The 22,242-nt window shown below is 72.6% G+C and carries 19 protein-coding genes; 13 read left to right on the forward strand and 6 right to left on the reverse strand.

Annotation, left to right across the window (positions count from 1 at the left end; all coding sequences use genetic code 11):
- Positions 1-8: 8 nt before the first annotated feature.
- A complete protein-coding gene (locus DFJ66_RS27040) occupies positions 9-2,897 on the reverse strand; it encodes an ATP-binding protein (protein ID WP_121225023.1) in 2,889 nt (962 codons plus the stop codon).
- Positions 2,898-2,982: 85 nt separating this feature from the next.
- On the opposite strand from DFJ66_RS27040, the gene DFJ66_RS27045 reads away from it, so the two are divergent.
- Complete coding sequence (locus tag DFJ66_RS27045; protein ID WP_121225025.1) at positions 2,983-3,843, forward strand: NAD(P)-dependent oxidoreductase; 861 nt, start codon at positions 2,983-2,985, stop codon at positions 3,841-3,843.
- Here DFJ66_RS27045 and DFJ66_RS27050 read toward each other — a convergent pair.
- The gene (locus tag DFJ66_RS27050) at positions 3,840-5,345 is read right to left on the reverse strand and encodes an alkaline phosphatase D family protein (RefSeq protein WP_121225028.1); all 1,506 of its coding nucleotides are present in this window, start codon (positions 5,343-5,345) and stop codon (positions 3,840-3,842) included. The genes DFJ66_RS27045 and DFJ66_RS27050 overlap by 4 nt on opposite strands.
- Before the next feature lie 407 nt (positions 5,346-5,752).
- Here DFJ66_RS27050 and groES point away from each other — a divergent pair, with 407 nt between their 5' ends.
- Both groES and groL read left to right on the forward strand, forming a co-directional pair.
- Positions 5,753-6,046 (forward strand): co-chaperone GroES, encoded by a 294-nt coding sequence (gene groES, locus DFJ66_RS27055; RefSeq protein ID WP_121231796.1) that lies wholly within the window; start codon positions 5,753-5,755, stop codon positions 6,044-6,046.
- Positions 6,047-6,140: 94 nt separating this feature from the next.
- Positions 6,141-7,766 (forward strand): chaperonin GroEL, encoded by a 1,626-nt coding sequence (gene groL, locus DFJ66_RS27060; protein WP_121225030.1) that lies wholly within the window; start codon positions 6,141-6,143, stop codon positions 7,764-7,766.
- Between the two features lie 245 nt (positions 7,767-8,011).
- On the opposite strand, the gene DFJ66_RS27065 is transcribed toward groL, so the two are convergent.
- Positions 8,012-8,308, reverse strand: coding sequence for a WhiB family transcriptional regulator (locus tag DFJ66_RS27065; RefSeq protein ID WP_121225031.1), 297 nt, complete (start codon positions 8,306-8,308; stop codon positions 8,012-8,014).
- A 189-nt stretch (positions 8,309-8,497) separates the two neighbouring features.
- On the opposite strand from DFJ66_RS27065, the gene DFJ66_RS27070 reads away from it, so the two are divergent.
- From DFJ66_RS27070 to DFJ66_RS27090, 5 genes are all read left to right on the forward strand, one after another.
- Entirely contained in the window at positions 8,498-9,514 is a 1,017-nt protein-coding gene (locus DFJ66_RS27070) for a MerR family transcriptional regulator (RefSeq protein ID WP_121225033.1), read from the forward strand.
- A gap of 26 nt (positions 9,515-9,540) precedes the next feature.
- Entirely contained in the window at positions 9,541-10,467 is a 927-nt protein-coding gene (locus tag DFJ66_RS27075) for a hypothetical protein (protein WP_121225035.1), read from the forward strand.
- Positions 10,468-10,547: 80 nt separating this feature from the next.
- Positions 10,548-11,144: a response regulator transcription factor gene (locus DFJ66_RS27080; RefSeq protein WP_015805222.1), complete on the forward strand. Its 597-nt coding sequence runs from the start codon at positions 10,548-10,550 to the stop codon at positions 11,142-11,144.
- Between the two features lie 244 nt (positions 11,145-11,388).
- Positions 11,389-11,961, forward strand: a complete 573-nt coding sequence (locus DFJ66_RS27085; RefSeq protein ID WP_121225037.1) for a sigma-70 family RNA polymerase sigma factor — start codon at positions 11,389-11,391, stop codon at positions 11,959-11,961.
- 36 nt (positions 11,962-11,997) lie between these two features.
- On the forward strand, positions 11,998-12,855 hold the full coding sequence (locus DFJ66_RS27090) for an anti-sigma-D factor RsdA (protein ID WP_246029920.1): 858 nt from the start codon (positions 11,998-12,000) through the stop codon (positions 12,853-12,855).
- Positions 12,856-12,931: 76 nt separating this feature from the next.
- On the opposite strand, the gene DFJ66_RS27095 is transcribed toward DFJ66_RS27090, so the two are convergent.
- The gene (locus DFJ66_RS27095; RefSeq protein ID WP_121225041.1) at positions 12,932-13,381 is read right to left on the reverse strand and encodes a DUF5319 domain-containing protein; all 450 of its coding nucleotides are present in this window, start codon (positions 13,379-13,381) and stop codon (positions 12,932-12,934) included.
- Positions 13,382-13,450: 69 nt separating this feature from the next.
- Between DFJ66_RS27095 and guaB the strand changes: the two genes are divergently transcribed.
- The 3 genes from guaB (at position 13,451) to DFJ66_RS27110 (ending at position 17,977) form a co-directional block, all read left to right on the forward strand.
- Positions 13,451-14,962: an IMP dehydrogenase gene (gene guaB, locus DFJ66_RS27100; RefSeq protein WP_121225043.1), complete on the forward strand. Its 1,512-nt coding sequence runs from the start codon at positions 13,451-13,453 to the stop codon at positions 14,960-14,962.
- A gap of 48 nt (positions 14,963-15,010) precedes the next feature.
- Entirely contained in the window at positions 15,011-16,144 is a 1,134-nt protein-coding gene (locus DFJ66_RS27105; RefSeq protein ID WP_121225045.1) for a GuaB3 family IMP dehydrogenase-related protein, read from the forward strand.
- Positions 16,145-16,252: 108 nt separating this feature from the next.
- Positions 16,253-17,977 (forward strand): GMC family oxidoreductase N-terminal domain-containing protein, encoded by a 1,725-nt coding sequence (locus DFJ66_RS27110; RefSeq protein ID WP_121225047.1) that lies wholly within the window; start codon positions 16,253-16,255, stop codon positions 17,975-17,977.
- A 3-nt stretch (positions 17,978-17,980) separates the two neighbouring features.
- On the opposite strand, the gene DFJ66_RS27115 is transcribed toward DFJ66_RS27110, so the two are convergent.
- Positions 17,981-18,121 carry a hypothetical protein gene (locus tag DFJ66_RS27115; RefSeq protein ID WP_211351337.1) on the reverse strand — a complete coding sequence of 47 codons (141 nt, stop codon included), beginning with the start codon at positions 18,119-18,121 and terminating at the stop codon, positions 17,981-17,983.
- A gap of 99 nt (positions 18,122-18,220) precedes the next feature.
- On the opposite strand from DFJ66_RS27115, the gene DFJ66_RS27120 reads away from it, so the two are divergent.
- A complete protein-coding gene (locus DFJ66_RS27120) occupies positions 18,221-19,180 on the forward strand; it encodes an MBL fold metallo-hydrolase (protein WP_121231798.1) in 960 nt (319 codons plus the stop codon).
- A complete protein-coding gene (locus DFJ66_RS27125) occupies positions 19,177-20,502 on the forward strand; it encodes an FAD-dependent monooxygenase (RefSeq protein WP_246029921.1) in 1,326 nt (441 codons plus the stop codon). Before DFJ66_RS27120 ends, DFJ66_RS27125 begins: the two co-directional genes overlap by 4 nt.
- 325 nt (positions 20,503-20,827) lie before the next feature.
- Here DFJ66_RS27125 and DFJ66_RS27130 read toward each other — a convergent pair whose 3' ends face one another.
- Complete coding sequence (locus DFJ66_RS27130) at positions 20,828-22,189, reverse strand: cytochrome P450 (RefSeq protein WP_121225049.1); 1,362 nt, start codon at positions 22,187-22,189, stop codon at positions 20,828-20,830.
- Positions 22,190-22,242 lie beyond the last annotated feature (53 nt).

Here is a 22,242-nt window from a genome sequence, read left to right on the forward strand (position 1 = left end):
GAGCCCGATCAGGGCCCCTCGGCCAGACCGTCCGCGAACGCCCGGTCGAACCGCTCGCCGCCCAGGACCTCCCGGGCGGCGGCGGTGATCCGGTCCACGTCGAAGCGCTCGCCGGCCGGCAGCGGCACACCCACCGACAGCCGGTGCGCCGCCGCCGACCCGAGCAGCCGCGCCGCCTCCTCGTGCCCGCCGCCCAGCGCCTTCGCCCCGGCCAGCCCTTCCAGCGCCAGCGCCACCGCCCGCGGGTCGCCGACCCGCCGCGCCAGCGCCAGCCCGGCCTCCTGGAGCCGGAGCGCTTCCTCGACGTCCCCCCGCTGTTCGGCCACGAACCCCTGCTCGGCCAGCACCAGCGTCGCCCCGGACTCGAAGCCGGCCTGCCGGTGCCAGTCCCGCAGCCGGGCCAGCAGCCGGTCGGCCTCGTCGAGGTCCCCGGTCCGCCGCGCGACCAGCGCCAGCCCGGTCTCCGCGTACATCTCGCCGGGGGAGAAGCCGTGGTCGGCGGCGATCCGCCGGGCCTGCTCGTGCCGGGCCCGGGACTCCGCGAAGTCCCCGGTCAGCAACGCCACCCGCCCCAGCCACGACAGCGTGTAGGACATCTCCGGCCACGAGCACAGCTCCCGCGCGAGCTCGTGTCCCCGCCGGTGCACGCGGGCCGCGGTGTCGTAGTCGCCGCGCAGCTGGGCCAGGGTGCCGAGCGCGAACGACGCCTGGAGCAGGCCCCACCGGTCACCCAGCGCGGTGAAGGTCCGGTCGGCCCGTTTGGCGGCGTCCCGGGCGGTGGTGAAGTCCCCGCGCGCCATCGCCCGGCTGAACCGCTCCGACAGCGCCGCCGCCACGCCCCACTCGTCGCCGTTCGCGACGAACTCCGCCAGCGCCGACTCCGTCAGCCGCTCCCCGGTGTCCAGGTCGCCGACCGTGGCGAACACGTACCCGAGGAACCACCGCGCCCGCGGGTCCGCCACGACACCCGGGTCCCGCACCGGTCCGCCGGCGAGCACCGAGAACGCCAGCCGCCACGGCCCGTCCAGCGCGTCGCGGGCCTCGCCGATCCGGCCGCGCAGGAACCAGTACCAGGCCAACGCCCGCGCCGCGTCGGCGTCGCCCGCCACGGCGGCCCGCAGGTTGGCGGCGTCGGCGTCCAGCCGCGCCAACCACTCGAGCTGGTCGGCACCGCGCAACTCGGGGTCGGCCCGCCGCGCCAGCGCCCGGTAGTGCTCCGCGTGCCGGGCGCGCACCGCGTCCGCCTCGCCCGCCTCGACCAGCCGCTCCCGCCCGTAGTCGGCCACGGACTCCAGCAGCCGGTAGCGCGGCCGGTCGCCACCGGACACCACCACCAGGGACCGGTCGACCAGCCGGGTCACCGCCTCCAGGACGTCCACCCCGTCCCCGCCGCAGACCGCCTCGGCCGCCGCCAGGTCGCACCCGTCGACCATGACCGCCAGCCGCCGCAGCACGGCCCGTTCGGCGGGTCCGAGCAGGTCCCAGCTCCAGTCGAGCATCGCCCGCAGGGTCCGCTGACGGGCCGGCGCGTCCCGGGGTCCGCCGGACAGCAGCCGGAACCGGTCGTCCAGCCGCTCCAGCAACCCGCTCACGCCCAGCGCCCGGACCCGCGTCGCCGCCAGCTCCAGCGCCAGCGGCAACCCGTCGAGCTTCCGGCAGACCCGCTCGACGACCCCCGCCACCTCCGGGGTCACCACGAACCCGGCCGCCGCCGCCCGCAGCGTGAACAACCGCACCGCGTCCGGGGGCTCCAACGGCGGCACCACCCACACCGCCTCCCCGGCCACCCCCAGCGGCTCCTGGCTGGTCGCCAGCACCCGCACCCCGGGCGCGAGCCGCAGCAACCGCGACACGAAGGAGGCGACCCCCTCGACCAACCGCTCGCAGTTGTCCAACACCAGCAGGACGTCCCGCCCCCGGAACGCCTCGGCGAGCCGATCGACCAGCCCGGCGGCCATCCCGGCCCCGACCACGTCCCGCACCCCCACCACGGCGGCCACCGCCCCGGCCACCTCCTCGCCGGCGCGGTCCAGGCCGGCCAGCTCCACCAGCCACACCCCGTCGGCGTCACCCGGCGACCGCGCCACCTCCACCGCCAGGCTGGTCTTGCCCACCCCGCCCGGCCCGGTCAGCGTCACCAGCCGCGACGACCCCAGCAGCGCGCCCACCGCCGCCACCGCCGCGTCCCGCCCCACCAGCGACGTCACCGGTGCGGGCAGGTTGGTGCGCGGGCGCGGGACCTCGTGCCGCAGCAAGGTCCCCTGCAACGCCACCAGTTCCGGCCCCGGCTCCAGCCCCTGCTCCCGCGCCAGCGCCCGCCGGTGCGCCGCGAAGCTCTCCAGCGCCTCGACCTGCTGACCGGCCAGGTACAGCGACCGCATGTGCAGCGCCCGCAACCGCTCCCGCAGCGGGTGCCGCGCCACCTCGTCGTCCAGCGCCACCGGCTGCCCCGCGGCCAGCCGCGCCTCCGCCCGGTCCTCCACGACGGTCAGCCGCTCCTGTTCGACCCGCCGCGCGAACGCGGCCGCGAACCCGTCGAACTCCGCCAGCGGCTCGCCCCGCCACAGCGCCAGCGCCGCGTCGAACGACCCCGCCGCCGCCAACGCCCGGAACTCCGCGAGGTCCAGCCACGAGTACCGCACCGCGTACCCCGGCGGCTGCCACACGACCGCGTCCCGCCCGATCGCCTTGCGCAGCGCGGACACCTTGGTCTGCAACGTGTTGCCGGCCGAGGGCCGCGCACCCCACAGCGCCCGGGCCAGCGCGTCCACCGGCACCGGCCGGCCCTCGGCGACCAGCAGCCGCGCGAGCAGCGCCCGCACCTTCACCTCCGGCACCCGCACCGGGGTCCCGTCCTCCGTCCACACCGCCAGTGGCCCCAGCACGCCGAATCGCACGCCTCGAAGTCAACCAGCAGCGGACCCGCAGCCGACCCGCAGCGCCGCCGGAGAGCCTGGTGCCACCACCGAACAAGGGAGACACATGAGCACGCCGCTGACCCTGATCGGCCTCGGTCCGATGGGCCGGGCCATGGTCCGCACGTTCCTCGCGCAGGGCCACCCGGTGACGGTCTGGAACCGCACCGCGAGCCGCGCCGACGCCCTCGTCGAGCAGGGCGCCACCCGGGCCGACACCCCCGCGCAGGCGGTCGAGGCCGCCAAGGTGGTCCTGCTCAGCCTGACCGACTACGCGGCCATGCACGACGTCCTCGACGGTGTCGACCTGGCCGGGAAGACCGTCGTCAACCTCAGCTCGGACACCCCGGACCGGACCCTGAAGGCCGCCGCGTGGCTCGCCGAACGGGGTGCCGAACTGCTGGTGGGCGGCGTGATGGTGCCCGCGCCGCTGGTCGGCGCTGATGGGGCGTACGTGTTCTACAGCGGCCCCAAGGACGTCTTCGAGGCCCACAAGGACCTCTTGGCCGCCATCGGCCGGCCCGACTACCTGGGCGAGGACCACACCCTGGCGCAGCTGTTCTACCAGGCCCAGCTGGACTGCTTCCTGACCGCGCTGGCCGGGATGCTGCACAGCATGGCCCTGGTGAAGACCGCGGGCGTCCCGGCCGCCGCCTTCGCCCCGTACCTGCGGGACAACCTGGACTCGATCTCGACGTACCTGGACGAGACGGTCGAGCACGTCGACTCCGGACAACACCCCGGCGACCTGGCCAACGTGATCATGATGGGCGCCACCGCCGACCACGTCGTCGGGGCGAGCGAGTCCACCGGGCTGGACACCGCACTGCCGAAGGCGGTCCAGTCGCTCTACCGGCGGGCCGTCGAGGCCGGGCGCGGCAGGGACAGCTGGACCGCCCTCTACGAAGTGATCAACGGGAGGAGTTAGACGGCGTTCAGCCCGGGGTTCCGATCTTCGACCACGAACGACTTGAGGGTCGTCGCCGGCGCCCCGGGCTGCCGCACGAAGGGCAGCGCCCGGAAATCCGCGCGCATCTCCTGCGCGGTGAACCGGGTGCGGACGTAACCGCGCCGCCGGCTGTGCAGCTTGATGTGCGGGTTGAGCCGGAGCTGGGTCTGGTCCACGGTGTCGTTGCCGTCGCCGCCGGAGGTGACCGACGTGCAGACCAGCTCCGTCCCGACCGTCCGCGACGACGCCGGGTCGTTCCAGTCGGCCTTGATGTCGGCGGCGTAGGCGGCGTGCACGTCACCGGTCAGCACGACGGTGTTGCGGACGCCCGCGTCGACCCAGCCGCGGGTGATCCGGTCGCGGGAGGCCAGGTAGCCGTCCCAGGAGTCCATGGACAGCTCCTTCTCCGGGCCGTCCTTGCGGTCGCGCTCGGCGAAGAACACCTGCTGGCCCAGGACGTCCCAGCGGGCGCGGGAGCGGCGGAACCCGTCCAGCAGCCAGGCTTCCTGGTCTGCGCCGGTGATGGTGCGGGTCGGGTTGCCGGCCTCGGTGCACGTCTTCCAGCCGTCGCCGCACGCCTGGTCGTCGCGGTACTGGCGGGTGTCGAGCATGTGGAAGTTGGCCAGCGCACCCCACTGGACGCGGCGGTAGAGCTGCATGTCGATGCCGTTGGGGCGCGCGGACCGGCGCAGCGGCATGTTCTCGTAGTAGGCCTGGAACGCCGCCGCGCGCCGGGCGAGGAAGTCCGGGTCCGGCTGCTCGGGCACCTCGTCGGCCCAGTTGTTCTCGGTCTCGTGGTCGTCCCAGACGACCAGCCAGGGTGCGACGGAGTGGGCGAACTGGAGGTCCGCGTCGGTCTTGTACTGGGCGTGGCGGAGCCGGTAGTCGGCCAGGGTGCGGGTCTCCGGGCCGACCACCGCGCGGACGTCGGCGGCCTTGGCGGCGTACTCGTACTGGTAGTCGCCCAGGTGCAGGACCAGGTCCGGGTCGTCCTCGGCGAGGCGGCGGTAGGCGGTGAAGTAGCCCTCGCCGTAGTGGGAGCAGGAGGCGAAGCACATCGTCAGGTCCTGGAGCGCCCACGGCGCCGGCGCGGTGCGGGTGCGGCCGACCGGGGAGATGTGGTCGTCGGCGCGGAACCGGTAGAAGTACTCGGCCCCGGGCCGCAGCCCGAACGGTTCGACGTGGACGCTGTGCGCGCTGTCCGGCCGGGCGACCTCGGTGCCCCGGCGCACGATCCGCCGGAACCCCTCGTCCTCGGCGATCTCCCAGTGGACGGGGACGACCCGGTTCGGCATGCCGCCGAGCCCGTCCTCGTTCAGGGGATTGGGGGCGAGGCGGGTCCAGAGGACGACACCGTCCGGGCGCGGGTCGCCGCTGGCCACGCCGAGGGTGAAGGGGTTGTCGAGCTTGGGGAAACCGGCCCCGGCCGTGGCCAGGGCGACGCCGCCGATCAACAGGGTCCGTCGGGTCAGCTTGCTCATGAGGGCTGACCGTCGCCCACGGGGTTGGCGACCAGGTGAACTGCGCCACACGCCCAGACGACCACCCGATGAGCGCCACCCACCACCCGCCGCACTCCCCGCACCACCGCCCCCCACTGCCCGCGCGAGGGCTCGCGCCCGCCGCCGCCCGCACCGCCGCCCGCGCCAACGCTCGTGCCCGCCGCCGCCCGCGCCCGCCGCCCGCGCCAGCGCTCGCGCCGCCGCCTTCGTCGCCGTGGTCGCCCGGTCCGGGGGTCGGCGGCGGGGGTCGTTGAAGCGTTGGCACTCGCGTGGGTAGAGTGCTAGATGCACGGCACCAGCAACCGCCCCGACCCCCGCGACGGCGGGGTGGCAGGAGCCGTAAACGCAACCTGCCAACGCTTTCGACGACCGTGGAGGTCAGCCCGGTGAGCGTGAACATCAAGCCGCTCGAGGACAAGATCGTCGTCCAGGCCAGGGAGGCCGAGACCACGACCGCTTCCGGCCTCGTGATCCCGGACACCGCGAAGGAGAAGCCCCAGGAGGGCAAGGTCCTCGCGGTCGGTCCCGGCCGGATCGACGACAAGGGCAACCGCATCCCCGTGGACGTGGCTGTCGGCGACGTCGTCATCTACTCCAAGTACGGCGGCACCGAGGTCAAGTACAACGGCGAGGAGTACCTCATCCTCTCCGCCCGCGACGTGCTGGCCGTCATCAACTGACGTTCTGGCCGCCACACGTGACAGAACGCCCCGGCGGGCCCTGGTTCACCGGGGGTGCCCCGGGGCGTTCCGCGCATCTGAGAGAGGCTAGGTAATGCCCAAGCAGATCAGCTTCGACGAGGACGCTCGTCGGGCGCTCGAGCGCGGCGTGAACAAGCTCGCGGACACGGTCAAGGTGACCCTGGGTCCGCGTGGCCGGCACGTCGTGCTGGACAAGAAGTTCGGCGGGCCGACGGTCACCAACGACGGTGTGACCATCGCCCGCGAGGTGGAGCTGGAAGACGCCTTCGAGAACCTGGGCGCGCAGCTGGCGAAGAGCGTCGCCACGAAGACCAACGACGTCGCCGGCGACGGCACGACGACCGCGACCGTCCTGGCCCAGGCCATGGTGCGGGTCGGTCTGCGCAACGTCGCCGCGGGTGCCAACCCGACGTCGCTGGGCCGCGGCATCCAGGCCGCCGCCGACGCCGTCGTGGACGCCCTCAAGGCCAAGGCCACCCCGGTCAAGGGCCGCGACAACATCGCGCAGGTCGGCACCGTGTCCTCGCGTGACGCGTCGATCGGCAACCTGCTCGGCGAGGCCATCGAGAAGGTCGGCGAGGACGGCGTGATCACCGTCGAGGAGTCCTCGACGATGGCCACCGAGCTGGCGATCACCGAGGGTGTCCAGTTCGACAAGGGCTACATCTCGGCGCACTTCGCGACCGACCTCGAGGCGCAGGAGACGGTGTTCGAGGACGCCCGCATCCTGCTGCACCGCGAGAAGATCAGCGCCCTGGCCGACCTGCTCCCGCTGCTGGAGAAGGTGGCGGAGGCCGGCAAGCCGCTGGTCATCGTGGCCGAGGACGTCGAGGGCGAGGCGCTGTCCACCCTGGTGGTCAACGCCCTGCGCAAGACGCTGCGCGTGGTCGCGGTCAAGGCCCCGTACTTCGGCGACCGCCGCAAGGCGTTCCTGGACGACCTCGCCGTCGTCACGGGCGCCACGGTCATCTCCTCCGAGGTCGGCCTGAAGCTGTCCGAGGCCGGTCTGGACGTGCTGGGTTCCGCGCGGCGCGTCGTGGTGTCGAAGGACAACACGACCATCGTCGACGGCGCCGGCACCAAGGCCGACGTGGCCGCCCGCGCGGAGCAGCTGCGCCGCGAGATCGAGGCCACCGACTCCGACTGGGACCGCGAGAAGCTGCAGGAGCGGCTGGCGAAGCTGTCCGGCGGCATCGCGGTGATCAAGGTCGGCGCGGCCACCGAGACCGAGCTGAAGGAGCGCAAGCACCGCATCGAGGACGCGGTGGCGGCGACCAAGGCGGCGGTCGAGGAGGGCATCGTGCCCGGCGGCGGTTCGGCGCTGGTGCACGCGTCCAAGGTGCTGGACAACGGCCTCGGCCTGTCCGGCGACGAGGCGACCGGCGTCGCGGTCGTGCGCGAGGCGCTGGGCTCGGCCCTGTTCTGGATCGCGGCCAACGCGGGCCTGGAGGGCGCCGTGGTGGTCAACAAGGTCCGCGAGCAGGACTGGGGCTTCGGCCTCAACGCGGCCACGCTGACCTACGGCGACCTGCTGGAGGCCGGGATCATCGACCCGGTGAAGGTCACGCGGTCGGCCGTGGCGAACGCGGCGTCCATCGCGCGCATGGTGCTCACCACGGAGAGCGCCGTCGTGGAGAAGAAGGAAGAGGAGCCCGCCGCGGCGGCCGGTCACGGCCACGGTCACGGCCACGGCCACTGAGGTCGCGCTCGGCTACCGCTGAGCTCGAGGTCGGCAAGCTCCACGCTGCTCGAAGGGGCGGCACCCGCCGTGGGTGCCGCCCCTTCCGCATGTCCGAGCACCCGGCAACACGACCCGACCCGCCGCCGGGCCCTTCCACCGCACTCGCACCCACCCGGCACGAGCCCGGTCCGGCCCCGGACGTGGCGGAGGGGCGGCGTGCGGAGCGCCGCCCCTCCGACCGGAGGTGGTCTTCCCGGGTCGCGTCAGGCCATCGCGGGCTGGCGCTTGCGGGCCTTGATGATGCTGTCCCGTTCGGATTCCGAGAGACCTCCCCAGATGCCGTACGGCTCCTGCACCGCCAGCGCGTGCCGCCGGCACATCTCCAGCACCGGGCACGTCAGGCACACGGCTTTGGCCCGTGCCTCCCGCCGTGCCCGCGCCGGACCGCGTTCACCGTCCGGGTGGAAGAAGAACGCGCTGTCCATCCCGCGGCACGAGCCGCGCATCTGCCAGTCCCACAGGTCGGCGTTGGGACCGGGAAGCCTTCGGGTGTCCGCCATCGAGACCGCCTCCTTGGCCCACTGACGAGAACTGCTCCATTCGGCTTAACGATGATCCACCGTAGAACCGCGCCAAAACTTGTTCAAGGGGGTCAGGGCCGTTTATTCCGCAATTCATTCGATGGGTGATCAGCCGGCGTCACCCCCGGAGTTGCCCGTGACGTCAGGTGAACGGACGATGTCAGCGTGATGACGCCCCCCGAGCCCACCGCGGCGCCGTCCGACGGCGCCCGGGAAACCGTTGCGGCAGAAGACGATCCTGCGCATTCGGTGACCCTGTCGGTGGCCGCGGTGGCGCGGCGGTTGGGCGTCGCGCCCGCCACGTTGCGCACGTGGGACCGCCGGTACGGCCTCGGACCCAGTGATCACACCACCGGGCGACACCGCAAGTACGCACCGCACGACGTGGCCCGGCTCGAGCTCATGCAGCGGGCCCTGCTGCGGGGGGCGTCGAGCGCCGAGGCGGCCAAGTACGCCCTCGCCACGCCCGTCCCGCACCCCCGGCTGGTCCGCAAGACCGTCGCACCCGTGCTGACCGGGGGCGAGTTCGACACCGGTTCACCGCCCGCGGGCGGCCGGGGGCTGAAGCTGCCGGGTGCGAGCCGGCTCGCGCGCGGGGTCGGGCGGGCGGCGCTGGCGATGGACTCCGCCGCCGTCCAGGTGCTGCTCGCCGACTCGATCGCGCAGGACGGCGTCATCGCCACCTGGGACGACGTCGTCCGCCCGGTGCTCGCCGCGATCGCCGCGCGCTGGGAGCACTCCGGCGCGGGCGTCGAGGTGTCGCACCTGCTGGACGAGTGCGTGCTGGCGGCGATGGTCCGCGCGACCCCGATCGTCGCCGAACCCCGCAACCACCGGCCGGTGCTGCTGGCCTGCATGCCCGAGGAACGCCACAACCTCCCGCTCTACCCGCTGGCCGCGGTGCTGGCGGAGCGGGGGATCGGCATCCGCCAGCTCGGCGCCGCCCTCCCGCTGGACGCGCTCGCCTCGGCCGTGCGCCGGACGGCCCCCGCCGCGGTGGTCCTGTGGGCGCAACTGCCCCGTTACGCCGATCCGGGTGCGGTGACGGCCCTGCCCCGGACCCGGCAGCAGGTGCGGGTGTTCGTCGGCGGGCCGGGGTGGGAGCGCGGTGTGGTGCCCTCGCCGGCGGAGCGGATCAACGGCTTGGCCGAGGCAGCGGACGCCATCGAGCGCGCGGTCTGCTGACCGGGCCGGGCGCATACGGTGTTCTCATGGAAGACGAGCTCAGGGCGGCGGCGTTCGGCGACCGGCCGGGCGCGGACGTCTGGTGGGCGCTGACCGGGACGCCGCGGCAACGGTGGCTGGCGGCGGTCGTGCTCGGTGGCCAGGGCCACTACGCGGCGGCGGCGACCGCCCTCGGTCCGCTCCTCCGGTCCGGTGATCACTTGATCGTCTCCCTCGCGGCCTCCACGCTCGCCTCGCACCGCCGCCAACTGGGTGGCCACGCCGCCGCCCGCCCCCTCGACGCCCTCGCCCTCTCCACCGCCCGAGCCGCCGAGCCGACCGACCAGGCCGAGCCGACCGACCAGGACGACGACGGTGTGGACGTGGCCGGTGCCCGTGCCGACGCGCTGCTGGGTCTCGCCGCCGACGCCCTCGGCGCGGGGCGCACCGCCGAAGCCCGCCGCCTCCACGCCCGCGTCACCCCGCAGACCTGGCGCACGCGGGTCCGCCACGGCTGGGTGGCCGCCGAGATCGAGCTCGCCGACGGTCACGCGCAGCGAGCGGTCGCCCCCGCCGAGACCGCCCTCCACCACGCCGAAGCGGCCGGCGCAACGCGACACATCCTCAAGTCCCAGCTCGTCCTGGGGACCGCGTTAGTGGTGTGGGGGACACCCGAAAGCGTCGAACGGGGCGCCCACCTGCTACAGTGTGACCTAAATCACACCAACCCCCACGGGCTTCTCTCGTTGATCTGGCCGACGGCGCTCGTGCTCCTGACGACGCCGCCGGGCCGCAATAGTGCGGAGAGCGCCAGGCTCCGGGAAACCGCCGCCAACGCTCTGAGCTGCGTGTTACGCAGAGCTGATCCGATCAGCCGACGAATCGCCGCCTCCTCGCCGTGGATCCCGGGATCGCTGCTCCGTTCCGGGGAACCCCCGAACGCAGACGCTGAGACGAACTTCTTGACGGATTAAGCACCGGATCGTGTCAAGGTTCCGCCCCTAGCGTCCGATAGGGGAAGTGGAACGTCACTCGGCTGCAGGAAGGAGTCCCCGTGACCACGGTCCTTATTTGCGACGACCGGCGCAGTGTGCGGGAGGGTCTCACCCGCGTGATGTCGGCTGTCCCCGGGGTTAGCCGCATCGACTGCGTAGCGCACGGTGACGAGTTGTTGGCGCGGTTCTCCCGGCAGCCGGTGGACGTGGTGCTGGTGGGAACCCAGCGCGCCGTTCCGACCGGGGTCGAAGCGACCCGGCGACTCGTCTCGGCCAACCCGCAGGCAAACGTCATCGTCTTCGGGGCGCCCGACGACGCGGGCAGCATCGCCGCCGCCATCGCCGGCGGTGCCCGCGGCTACCTCCGCTGGGACGCCTCGCGCCCCGAGCTGGTGGCCGCGCTCGCCCACACGCTCGCGAGCACGTCCGTGCCCGCGCCGCGCCAGCCCTCCGACCCGGGGGTCCAGCTCACCGAGCGGGAGCTCCAGGTGCTGCGCGGCATGAGCCAGGGCAAGTCCAACGGCCAGATCGGTCGCGAGCTGTACCTGTCCGAGGACACGGTCAAGACGCACGCGCGCCGGCTGTTCCGCAAGCTCGGCGTCCGCGACCGCGCCCAGGCCGTCGCGCACGGCTTCCGCCGCGGCCTGGTGTCGTAGGACACCCAGGCCCACCCGGACTCCACGCCAGCCGATTCGACCGACTCGGCCCGGTGACGTCACCGTCGCCGGGCCGGCTCGTTGTTAGGGCGTGTCGGCAGGTCATGGGGGGTCCAAAGACCCCTTTTGCGTGCATCCGGTCCCACGACCGGTACGGTGAGTCTCACCGGTACGGGCGATGACCGTCGCTCCGTGCTGTTCGTTGTCGGTACGCCTACACGTAACACCAGGGCTGTTGTCTGCGATGACCAACTTGGGGGACGGACTGGACGCCGAAGTGGGCGCGGCCGTCGATGGCGACCGCCACGCGATCGAGCGGCTGCTGGCATCCATTCGTCCCTTGGTGGTGCGGTACTGCCGCGCCCGAGTCGGAAGGCAGGAGAGGTCTTTCGCTTCGGCGGACGACGTGGCCCAGGAGGTGTGTCTCGCGGTGCTGACGGCCCTGCCCAGCTATCGCGACCAGGGTCGGCCGTTCTTGGCGTTCGTCTACGGGATCGCAGCGCACAAGGTGGCCGACGCGCATCGCTCAGCTGCCCGGAACCGGTCCGAACCGGTGCCGGAGGTGCCCGACGCCCCCGAGACGGAAGCCGGTCCCGAGCAGCGCGCCATGCAGGGCGAGCTGTCCGGCCGGATGGCCCAGCTCCTGAAGATCCTTCCGGAGAAGCAGCGGGAGATCCTGCTGCTTCGCGTGGTCGTCGGCCTGTCGGCCGAGGAGACCGCCGACGCCGTCGGCTCCACGCCGGGTGCGGTACGAGTGGCGCAGCACCGCGCCTTGGCCCGCCTCCGCAAGTCGTTGGCAGCGGAGGAGGTGGTCTGAGTGGCCGACCAGCACGAGAAGGGCGATGGAGAAACCGTGCGCGGACGAGATGAGAGAACCCCGCTCACCTCGGATGACCCCTTGGTGGAGCCCGGTGACGACCTCGCGGGTATCCGAGCGGATGACGCTTTGCTGGACGCGCTTGGCGGGCGCGGACCCGCGGCTGAAGGGCTCGTCGAGGACGAGTTGAACGCGCTGCTGCTCGCGTGGCGGCGTGAGGTCGACAGCCGCCCGGTGGGCGAGCTGGTCGACACCGACACCGCGGTGGCGACGATCGCCGCCGCCCAGCCCCAACAGCGGCGGCACCGGTTCCTGATCCCGCTCGCGAGCGCCGCCGCCGTGCTGGCGATCGCGTTCACCGGGGTCAGCCTGGTGGCCCGCGACGCCCAGCCGGGCGACGCGCTGTGGGGTCTGACCCGGGTGCTGTACTCCGACCACGCCCGGTCCGTGGAAGCGGCCGTGACGGTCCGCTCCGACCTGGAGACCGCCCGCGCCGCGCTGCGCGAGGGCCGCTACACCGAGGCCCGCGAGCTGCTGGACAAGGCGAGCACGGTCCTCCCGTCGATCTCCGCCGACGACGGCAAGGCCGACCTGGCGCAGAAGCACGAGTCGCTGGTGCGCGAGCTGACCAGCACGACCCCGGCCCCGACGAACCCGCCGGCGAGCCACTCGCCGACGACCACGTCCGCGCTGCCGACCGAGCCGAGCGCGCCGTCGTCCACGACGACGACCACGACGACCCCGGAGCCGACGACGACCACGGCCCCGACCACGACGACGACGTCACCGAGCACCAACGGCACCCCGCCGCCCCCTAGCGGCGAGCCGCCCTCGGGTGAGACGAAGAACGAGCCGGGTTCGGACACGCCCAACGCGACCACGCCCGGCAATTGAGACGCAAAACGAAGCCCGCCTCCCTCGACAGGAGGCGGGCTTCGTCACATCCGGGGCGAGTCTTCCGTCACACGGCTCAGCGCGCTCCCTCGGTGGCGGTGACCCCGTCGGCGTACCCGCGGCAGTACTCCCAGGACACGTACGCGCTCGGGTCCGGGTCGTAGGCGGGTTCGTGGGGGCGCATCCGGCCGTCCGCGAGGAGCTGTTCCAGGGACGACCGCAGCAGCGCCCAGTCGTGGTAGTGCGGCTCCTGGCACTCGCCGCAGTCCACCACGATCCCCCGGACACCGCGGTGTTCCAGCAGCGCCTGGTAGACGGCGAGGTCGCTCAGGTCGCCGATCAGCTCGGCCCGCTCGACGTCGTCCATCGGCGGGTGGTCGTGGTCCTCGTCGGGCGATCCGAGGGACAGCGCCGGGTCCTCGGGGTCGCCCGCGAACGGGTCTGGTGGCAACGCGTCGTGCGGCACGACCCCGCACGGTACCGGGGAGACCCCCGACCACGTCCAGATACCATGGGCTGAACCCATCGCCGCCTGCGGAAAACCCCCTTCGCACCGCGGCGGGATCACCGCTCTACGGAAGGCACACCGGCCGCCATGACCAGCGAGTTGAACGCTGACGGAGTCCCGAGCAAGTTCGCGATGCTGGGACTGACCTTCGACGACGTACTGCTGCTGCCGGCCGAATCCGAGGTCGTCCCCAGCGGCGTGGACACCAGCACCCGCATCTCCCGCAACATCACCCTCCGCGTGCCGCTCGCGTCGGCCGCGATGGACACCGTCACCGAGAGCCGCATGGCGATCTCGATGGCCCGCCAGGGCGGCATCGGCGTGCTGCACCGCAACCTGTCCGTGGAGGAGCAGGCCCGCCAGGCGGAGACCGTGAAGCGGTCCGAGGCGGGCATGGTGAGCGACCCGGTGACGTGCTCGCCGGACGACACCATCCGCCACGTCGACGAGCTGTGCGCCCGCTACCGGATCTCCGGCGTCCCGGTGACCGACGCGCAGGGCAAGCTGGTGGGCATCATCACCAACCGCGACATGCGCTTCGAGGTGGACCACTCGCGCAAGGTCAGCGAGGTGATGACCAAGGGCCCGCTGGTCACCGCCCAGGTGGGCGTGTCCGCCGAGGCCGCGCTGGGCCTGCTGCGCCGCCACAAGGTGGAGAAGCTGCCGATCGTGGACGGCGACGGCAAGCTGCGCGGCCTGATCACGGTCAAGGACTTCGTCAAGACCGAGCAGTACCCGAACGCCTCGAAGGACCCGGACGGCCGCCTGCTGTGCGCGGCGGCGATCGGCGTCGGCGAGGACAGCTTCACCCGCGCCATGACGCTGGCCGAGGCGGGCATCGACGTGATCATGGTCGACACCGCGCACGGCCACCAGCGCAACGTGCTGGAGATGGTCGCCCGGGTGAAGAAGGAGCTGGGCGACGAGGTGGACGTGGTCGGCGGCAACGTCGCCACCCGCGCCGGCGCGCAGGCGCTGGTGGACGCGGGCGCGGACGGCGTGAAGGTCGGCGTCGGCCCCGGCTCCATCTGCACGACCCGCGTGGTCGCGGGCGTGGGTGTGCCGCAGATCTCGGCGATCTACGAGGCGTCGCTGGCGTGCCGCCCGGCGGGCGTGCCGGTGATCGGCGACGGCGGCATCCAGTACTCCGGCGACATCGCGAAGGCCATCGCCGCGGGCGCCAGCGCGGTCATGCTGGGCAGCCTGCTGGCGGGCACCGCCGAGTCGCCCGGTGACCTGATCCTGGTCAACGGCAAGCAGTTCAAGACCTACCGGGGCATGGGCTCGCTGGCCGCCATGCAGGGCCGCGGCGACCAGAAGTCCTACTCCAAGGACCGCTACTTCCAGGACGACGTGCTCTCCGAGGACAAGCTGGTCCCCGAGGGCATCGAGGGCCGCACGCCGTTCCGCGGCCCGTTGTCGCAGGTCGTGCACCAGCTCGCGGGTGGTCTGCGGGCCGCGATGGGCTACACCGGGTCCCGGACGATCGCCGAACTCCAGGACAAGCAGCTGGTGCGGATCACGGCCGCCGGCCTCAAGGAAAGCCACCCGCACGACATCACGATGACGGTCGAAGCCCCGAACTACACCACCCGCTGAGCTAGAGTCCACGGGTTTGCAGCAGGCTCCAGGAGAGGACGACACAAGGTGCGCGATCTGGTCGAGATCGGCATGGGCCGGACCGCGAGGCGGGCCTACGAGCTGGACGACATCGAGATCATCCCGTCCCGCAGGACCCGTTCGTCCAAGGACGTCTCGACGGCGTGGCAGATCGACGCCTACCGGTTCGAGATCCCGCTGATCACCCACCCGACGGACGCGATCGTCTCGCCGGGCACGGCGGTGGCGGTGGGCGAGCTGGGCGGCCTGGGCGTGCTCAACGCCGAGGGCCTGTGGGCGCGGCACGGCGACGTGGACGAGGCCCTGTTCCGGCTGGTGCAGGCGGTGGAGGACACCGACGACCCGGCCGCGCCGGTCAAGGTGCTCCAGGAGCTGCACCAGGCCCCGGTGCGCATCGACCTGATCGCCGAGGCGATCAAGCAGGTGCGCGAGTCGGGCGTGACGGTGGCCGTGCGGGTGAGCCCGCAGCGGGCCGCCGAGCTGACCCCGGACCTGCTCGCGGCGGGCGTGGAGATCCTGGTCGTGCAGGGCACGATCATCTCCGCCGAGCACGTCTCGCGCGACGGCGAGCCGCTGAACCTGAAGTCGTTCATCGCGGACCTGGACATCCCGGTCATCGCGGGCGGCGTCGGCGACTACCGCACGGCCATGCACCTGATGCGCACCGGCGCGGCGGGCGTGATCGTCGGCTACGGCTACACCCCGGGCGTCACCACGACGGACTCGGTGCTGGGCATCGGCGTGCCGATGGCCACCGCCATCGCGGACGCGGCGGCGGCCCGCCGGGACTACCTGGACGAGACCGGCGGCCGGTACGTGCACGTCATCGCCGATGGCGGCGTCCTGACCAGCGGCGACGTGGCCAAGTCGATCGCGTGCGGCGCGGACGCGGTGATGCTGGGCGAGCCGCTCGCGGCGGCGGCCGAGGCGCCGGGCCAGGGCCTGTACTGGACGGCCGCGTCGGCGCACCCGTCGGTGCCGCGCAGCCACGTGTCCACCGGCGTGGACCAGGTGGTGGACCTGCGCAGCCTGCTGTTCGGCCCCTCGGTGGACCCGCGCGGCGTGACGAACCTGTTCGGCTCGCTCAAGCGCGCGATGGCCAAGACCGGCTACTCGGACATCAAGGAGTTCCAGAAGGTCGGCCTGACCGTCCGCGGCTGATCGGTTTCGTGCGGAACCCCCCGTCTTCGTGCGGGGGGTTTCGTGCGTTCGGGGTACTGAACCGATTGGGACTAGCTGTTACTTCGGGTAACGCCTAATCTGCCCTTCATGGGTGAACTCGCCGGTAACATCCGCACGGACTACGACGTCGTCGTCATCGGCTCGGGCTTCGGCGGCAGCGTCGCCGCCCTGCGGCTGACCGAGAAGGGCTACCGCGTCGCCGTGCTGGAGGCGGGGCGGCGGTTCGCCGACGACGAGTTCGCCAAGACGTCCTGGGACCTCAAGCGGTACCTGTGGGCGCCCGCGCTCGGCTGCTACGGCATCCAGCGCATCCACGCGCTGCGCAACGTGATGATCCTGGCCGGGTCGGGCGTCGGCGGCGGGTCGCTGGTGTACGCGAACACCCTGTACCGGCCGCTCAAGCCGTTCTACAACGACCGGCAGTGGGCGCACATCACGGACTGGGAGTCCGAGCTGGCCCCGTTCTACGACCAGGCCAGCCGGATGCTCGGCGTCGTGGAGAACCCGACCACCACGCCGTCCGACGAGGTCATGAAGACCGTCGCCGAACGCATGGGCGTGGCCGACTCCTACCACCCGACCCCGGTCGGCGTGTTCTTCGGCGAGCCGGGCAAGCCCGCCGACGACCCGTACTTCGGCGGTGCCGGACCGGCCCGCACGGGCTGCACCGAGTGCGGCGAGTGCATGACCGGCTGCCGGGTCGGCGCGAAGAACACCCTGGTCAAGAACTACCTGTACCTGGCCGAGCGCAACGGCGCCGAGGTCCTGCCGCTGACCACCGTGACCGGCCTGCGCCAGGCCCCGGACGGCACGTGGTCGGTCGACACCCGCCGCACCGGCGGCAAGCTGCGCCGGGGTCGCCGCACGATCACCGCGGGCCAGGTCGTGCTGGCCGCGGGCACGTGGGGCACCCAGCAGCTGCTGCACCGGATGCGCGACGAGGGCGCGCTGCCCGGCCTGTCGTCCAGGTTGGGCGAACTGACCCGCACCAACTCCGAGGCGATCATCGGCGCGGGCCGCTTCACCGTGGACGAGGACCGCAACTTCAGCCAGGGCGTGGCCATCACGTCGTCCATCCACCCCGACGAGCAGACCCACATCGAGCCGGTCCGGTACGGCAAGGGCAGCAACGCGATGGGCCTGCTCCAGACCCTGGCCACGGACGGCGCCAAGTCCACGCCGAGGCTGCTGCAGTTCTTCCTCCAGGCGGTGCGGCACCCGGTCCGGTTGGCGCGGCTGCTGTCGGTGCACCGGTGGAGCGAGCGGACCGTGATCCTGCTGGTGATGCAGAGCCTGGACAACTCGATCACCACGTACACGAAGAAGGGTCTGATCCGCCGGAAGCTCACCTCCAAGCAGGGCCACGGCGAACCGAACCCGGCCTTCATCCCCGCCGGCCACCGCGCGAACGTCCTGGCGGCGGAAACCATCGACGGCGTGGCCGGCGGCACGTGGGGCGAGCTGTTCAACATCCCCCTGACCGCGCACTTCATCGGCGGCTGCCCGATCGGCTCGGACGCGGAGTCGGGCGTGATCGACCCGTACCACCGGGTGTACGGGTACCCGGGCCTGTCGGTGGTCGACGGGTCGGCGATCTCGGCGAACCTGGGCGTGAACCCGTCCCTGACCATCACGGCCCAGGCGGAACGGGCGTTCTCCCTGTGGCCGAACAAGGGCGAGCCCGACCAGCGCCCGGCCCAGGGCGAGTCCTACCGCCGCGTCCCGGCGGTCACCCCGGTCAAGCCCGCCGTGCCCGCTGATGCTCCCGGGGCGCTGCGGCTCCCGATCGTGGAGGTTCGCACGAAGGCCTGACGGTCAGACCCGCTCCCACGGGTCGTCGTCGCCGATCCGATCGGAGCCGAAGGACTCGTCGGCTTCCCGCACCAGGTCGCCGTGGTCGACCCCGGGCAGCTCGCGGTGTCGTTCGACCAGTTCTTCGGCGGTCCGGCGCGGCACCTCGCGACCGTAGCGCACCCGCGCCGAGCGGCTTGTCGTGCGCGGCACGTCAAAGGTGATCGCCGCGCGTCCCCGGCTGGTCGCCCTATGGTGGGTGGTGTGGCAGCGAAGCCGTTTGCGTCCAGTGCCGATCTCGCGCCCAAGGACGAGGAGCTCGTCCAGCTCGCCGACGGCGTCTACGCCCTCACCGCCGAAGGCGACCCGAACGTCGGCGCGATCGAGGGCGAGGACTTCCTGGTCTGCGTCGAAGCCAGGGCCACGCCCGTGGCCGCCCGCCGCTGGCTGGACCGGCTCCGCGAGCACACCGACAAGCCCGTCCGCTACCTGGTCCTCAGCCACTACCACGCCGTCCGGACGCTGGGCGCGAGCGCGTTCGACGCCCGCGAGATCGTCGCCCACGAGAACACCCGCGCCCTGATCGCCGAACGCGGCAAGCAGGACTGGGACAGCGAGTACGCCCGCATGCCCCGCCTGTTCGAAGACCCCGCGTCCATCCCCGGCCTGACCTGGCCGACCCTGACCTTCTCCGACCGCCTCACCATCCCCCTCGGCGGCGACCGCGGCGACCTCGAACTGCGCTACTCCGGGCGCGGGCACACGGCGGGCGACATCGTGGCGTGGCTGCCGCAGCAGCGCATCCTGTTCGCCGGCGACCTGGTGGAGAGCCGGGCCGCGCTCTACACCGGTGACGCGTTCCACGACGAGTGGGCGACCACGACCCTCGACGCCATCGCCGCCCTCGGTGCCGAGCAGTTGGTCGGCGGGCGGGGCGCGGTGGCGCGGGACCGGGGTCAGGTGGACGCGGCGATCGCCCAGTCCCGGCACTTCCTGGACGAGCTGCGCCGCACGGTCGGCACCGTCCACCGCTCCGGCGGCACCGTGAAGGAGGCGTTCCGGGCCGCGCACGAAGCCCTCGAACCGCGCTACGGCCGGTGGCCGATCTTCGAGCACTGCCTGCCGTTCGACGTCCAGCGGTACTGGGACGAGTGCGACGGCGTCGACTGGCCGCGGATCTGGACCGCCGAACGCGACCAAGAGGTGTGGGCGGCCCTGCGGTGAAGCCGGTCGTCGGTGCCGCGGGGAAGCCCGTCCTGGTCGTCGGCGCGGGACCGGTCGGCATGACGGCGGCTCTCCTGCTGGCCCGCGCGGGCGTGCCGACGACGGTCCTGGAGGCCGCCGACCACCGCACCGCGGTCGGCAGCCGGTCGATCTGCGTGCAGCACGACGTCCTGCACATCCTTGAACGGGTCGGTGCGGGCAAGGCCGTCGCCGACGCGGGCGTCACCTGGTACCGGGGCCGGACGTTCTTCCGCGAACGCGAGGTGCTGACCCTCGAACTACCCCGCCGACCCGGCTTCCCGCCGTTCGTGAACACCCCGCAGACCGAGGTCGAGCGCATCCTCGAAGCGCGGGTACGGCTTTCTCCGCTCATCGATCTCCACTACGGCCAACGGGTCACCGCCCTGGACCAAGACTCCGACGGTGTCACGGTGTCCACAGTGGACGGACGTTTCGAGGGCACCCACTGCATCGCCGCAGACGGCGTGAAGTCGACTATCCGCGACCTCCTGGGCGTCACCTTCGAGGGCCACTCCTTCGAGGACCTGTTCGTCATCGCGGACATCCGCGTCGACCTCGGGCACGCCGAACCCGAGCGCCTGTTCCACTTCGACCCGCCGTGGAACCCGGGCCGCCAGGTGCTGCTGCACCCGCAACCCGACGGCGTGTACCGGATCGACTGGCAGGTGCCGGAAGGCTTCCACCTCACCGACGAGCACATCCGACGCATCACCGGCGACCGGCCGTACGAGGTGCTGTGGCGGTCGACCTACCGCTTCCACCAGCGCCGCGCCGACCGTTTCCGCGTCGGCCGAGTCCTGCTGGCCGGCGACGCCGCCCACGTGATGAGCCCGTTCGGCGCCCGCGGCCTCAACTCCGGCATCTGCGACGCCGACAACGCCGCGTGGAAGGTGGCCGTGGACCGCGCAGGCGAGGCCGGCCCTCTGCTGCTGCCGTCGTACGAGCTCGAACGGGCTGCGGCAGCGGACGAGAACCTGCGCGTCACCGGCGCCACCATGCGCTTCCTGGTGCCGAGCACGGAGGAGGAACGCCGCCACCGCCTGGCCGCCCTGGAACGCGGCAACAGCGCCCACATCGACTCGGGCAAGCTGTTCCAGCCCTTCCCGTACCGCAACTCCCCGCTGACGACCGCGGGTTGCACCGGCGACCTGGCTCCCGACAGCAGCCGCTACGGCCCGGACTTCACGGTCGAGAACGACACCCTGATCCGCCCAGACGGCCACTACGCCGCCCACGCCCACCACCCGACCGACCTGGCGGCAGCCCTTCACCGCGCGAAAGGTTTTACTTCAGTGAACTAAAATTTTCCCTCTCGTTGAGCGCCATGCCCCAAAACCAACGGGCCACGGCCCGCACCCGCCACCGCCCGCACCCGCCACCCGGACCGCCGCCCGCCAACGCCCGCCGACCGCACCCGGCGACCGCACCCGCCGACCGCACCCACGGCCAGCACCAGCTCACCGCGAGCGCCCGCCGCCCGCGAGGCGTTCCCCGCCCGCCGCCCGATCCACGACCGCCCGGCCCGGGAACGCCTCGCCGCAAACGCTCACCCCCCGCGCGCTCTCACCCCCGCGCGCCCTCGCCCCCGCGCACCCTCACCCCCGCAGACCCCACCCGCGAACCGGCTCACCGCCGCCGGACGGTCAGCGTGAAGCCGTCCGGTTTGAGGGTCAGCATCTCGACCACCCGCAGCCGGTAGTCCGGGTCCGGCACCAGCTCGTACCGCCGCAGCACCGTCCCCAGTGCCAAAGTCGCCTCGTGCAGCGCGAACTGCCGTCCGATGCACGCCCGCTCCCCGGTCCCGAACGGCTTGTACACGTGCCCCGGCCGGGCCTTCACCTGCGCAGGCTCGAAACGGTCCGGGTCGAACCGCTCCGGCTCCGGCCACACGCTCGGGTCCCGGTGCACCAGCGGCAGCAGCACGAGGGCCCACTGCCCGGCCTTCATCGGGTACCGCTCGCCCAGCACGGTGTCCGCCTTGGCCTCCCTCGCGTACCCCGGCGCGGTCGGCCACAGGCGCAGGGCCTCGTCCAGGACGCGGCGCACGTACCGCAGCTTGGTCACCTGCTCGAACGCGGGCACCTCCGCGTCGCCCCACACCGCGTCGACCTCCGCCCGCGCCTTCTCCGCCACCGCCGGGTTGCGGGACAGGTAGTGCAGCGCGAACGACAGTGCACCGGACGTCGTCTCGTGGCCCGCGATGAGGAACGTGATCACCTGGTTGCGGACGTTCACCTCGTCCAGCTCGCCCGACGCCAGCATGAGGTCCAGCAGGTCGGGGCGGTCGGCGGAACCGGAGTCGACGCGGGCCCGGATCACCTCGTCCACCACCTCGGCCAGGTACGCCACGTTCGCCCGGTACCGCTCCTCGGCGGCCCGCCCGAACAGCTTGGCGGCCAGCGGGAGCTGGAAGCCCTTGCGCTGGGCGTGTCGCAGCGACCCGATCATGGCCCGGACGAACGGGTGCGCCCGCTCGCGCCGGAAGGAGTCGAACGGGAAGCCGAACCCGACCCGGCCGATGGTCTCCAGGGTCAGGTTCGTCATGTCCGCCGACACGTCCACCACGCCGCCCCGGTCCCACTTGCCGACCAGTTCGCCGACCACGTCCACCATCGCCGGGTGGTAGGCCCGCATGGCGCTCTGGGTGAACGCCGGCACCAGGACCTCGTGCGCGGCCTTCCAGTTGGGTTCCTCGTTGTACGCGGTGAACAGCCCGTCCCCGCCGATGGTCCGCAGTTCCTCCACGCCCAGGGCGACGTGCTTGGCGAACCGCTTCTCGTCGGACAGCTCCGCGGCCAGACCGGCCCCGCCGACGAAGACGATCTCGCGGTCCAGGAAGCGGCGGGTGAAGATCGGGCCCAGGTCGCGGCCCAGTCGCATGGTGTCCTGCACGGGGGTCCGCCGGGACGTGCCGATCACGTCGCCCACCAGCGGCACCCGCCAGCGCGGGTGCGGGATGGCCGAGGTGTCCATCACCGGGGCGGCCATCAGCGCCGCACCCCGTCCGTCGCCGCGAGGGCGGCCATCAGTGCCGCACTCCC

This window comes from Saccharothrix variisporea (assembly GCF_003634995.1).
Lineage (GTDB): Bacteria > Actinomycetota > Actinomycetes > Mycobacteriales > Pseudonocardiaceae > Actinosynnema > Actinosynnema variisporeum.

What these genes read in the sequence shown, in the direction of transcription:
- DFJ66_RS27045 (WP_121225025.1), top strand. Translation starts at nt 2,983, where the DNA reads ATGAGCACGCCGCTGACCCTGATCGGCCTCGGTCCGATGGGCCGGGCC.
- DFJ66_RS27050 (WP_121225028.1), bottom strand. Translation starts at nt 5,345, where the DNA reads ATGAGCAAGCTGACCCGACGGACCCTGTTGATCGGCGGCGTCGCCCTG.
- groL (WP_121225030.1), top strand. Translation starts at nt 6,141, where the DNA reads ATGCCCAAGCAGATCAGCTTCGACGAGGACGCTCGTCGGGCGCTCGAG.
- DFJ66_RS27065 (WP_121225031.1), bottom strand. Translation starts at nt 8,308, where the DNA reads ATGGCGGACACCCGAAGGCTTCCCGGTCCCAACGCCGACCTGTGGGAC.
- DFJ66_RS27070 (WP_121225033.1), top strand. Translation starts at nt 8,498, where the DNA reads ATGACGCCCCCCGAGCCCACCGCGGCGCCGTCCGACGGCGCCCGGGAA.
- DFJ66_RS27075 (WP_121225035.1), top strand. Translation starts at nt 9,541, where the DNA reads ATGGAAGACGAGCTCAGGGCGGCGGCGTTCGGCGACCGGCCGGGCGCG.
- DFJ66_RS27085 (WP_121225037.1), top strand. Translation starts at nt 11,389, where the DNA reads ATGACCAACTTGGGGGACGGACTGGACGCCGAAGTGGGCGCGGCCGTC.
- DFJ66_RS27095 (WP_121225041.1), bottom strand. Translation starts at nt 13,381, where the DNA reads ATGGGTTCAGCCCATGGTATCTGGACGTGGTCGGGGGTCTCCCCGGTA.
- guaB (WP_121225043.1), top strand. Translation starts at nt 13,451, where the DNA reads ATGACCAGCGAGTTGAACGCTGACGGAGTCCCGAGCAAGTTCGCGATG.
- DFJ66_RS27110 (WP_121225047.1), top strand. Translation starts at nt 16,253, where the DNA reads ATGGGTGAACTCGCCGGTAACATCCGCACGGACTACGACGTCGTCGTC.
- DFJ66_RS27130 (WP_121225049.1), bottom strand. Translation starts at nt 22,189, where the DNA reads ATGGCCGCCCCGGTGATGGACACCTCGGCCATCCCGCACCCGCGCTGG.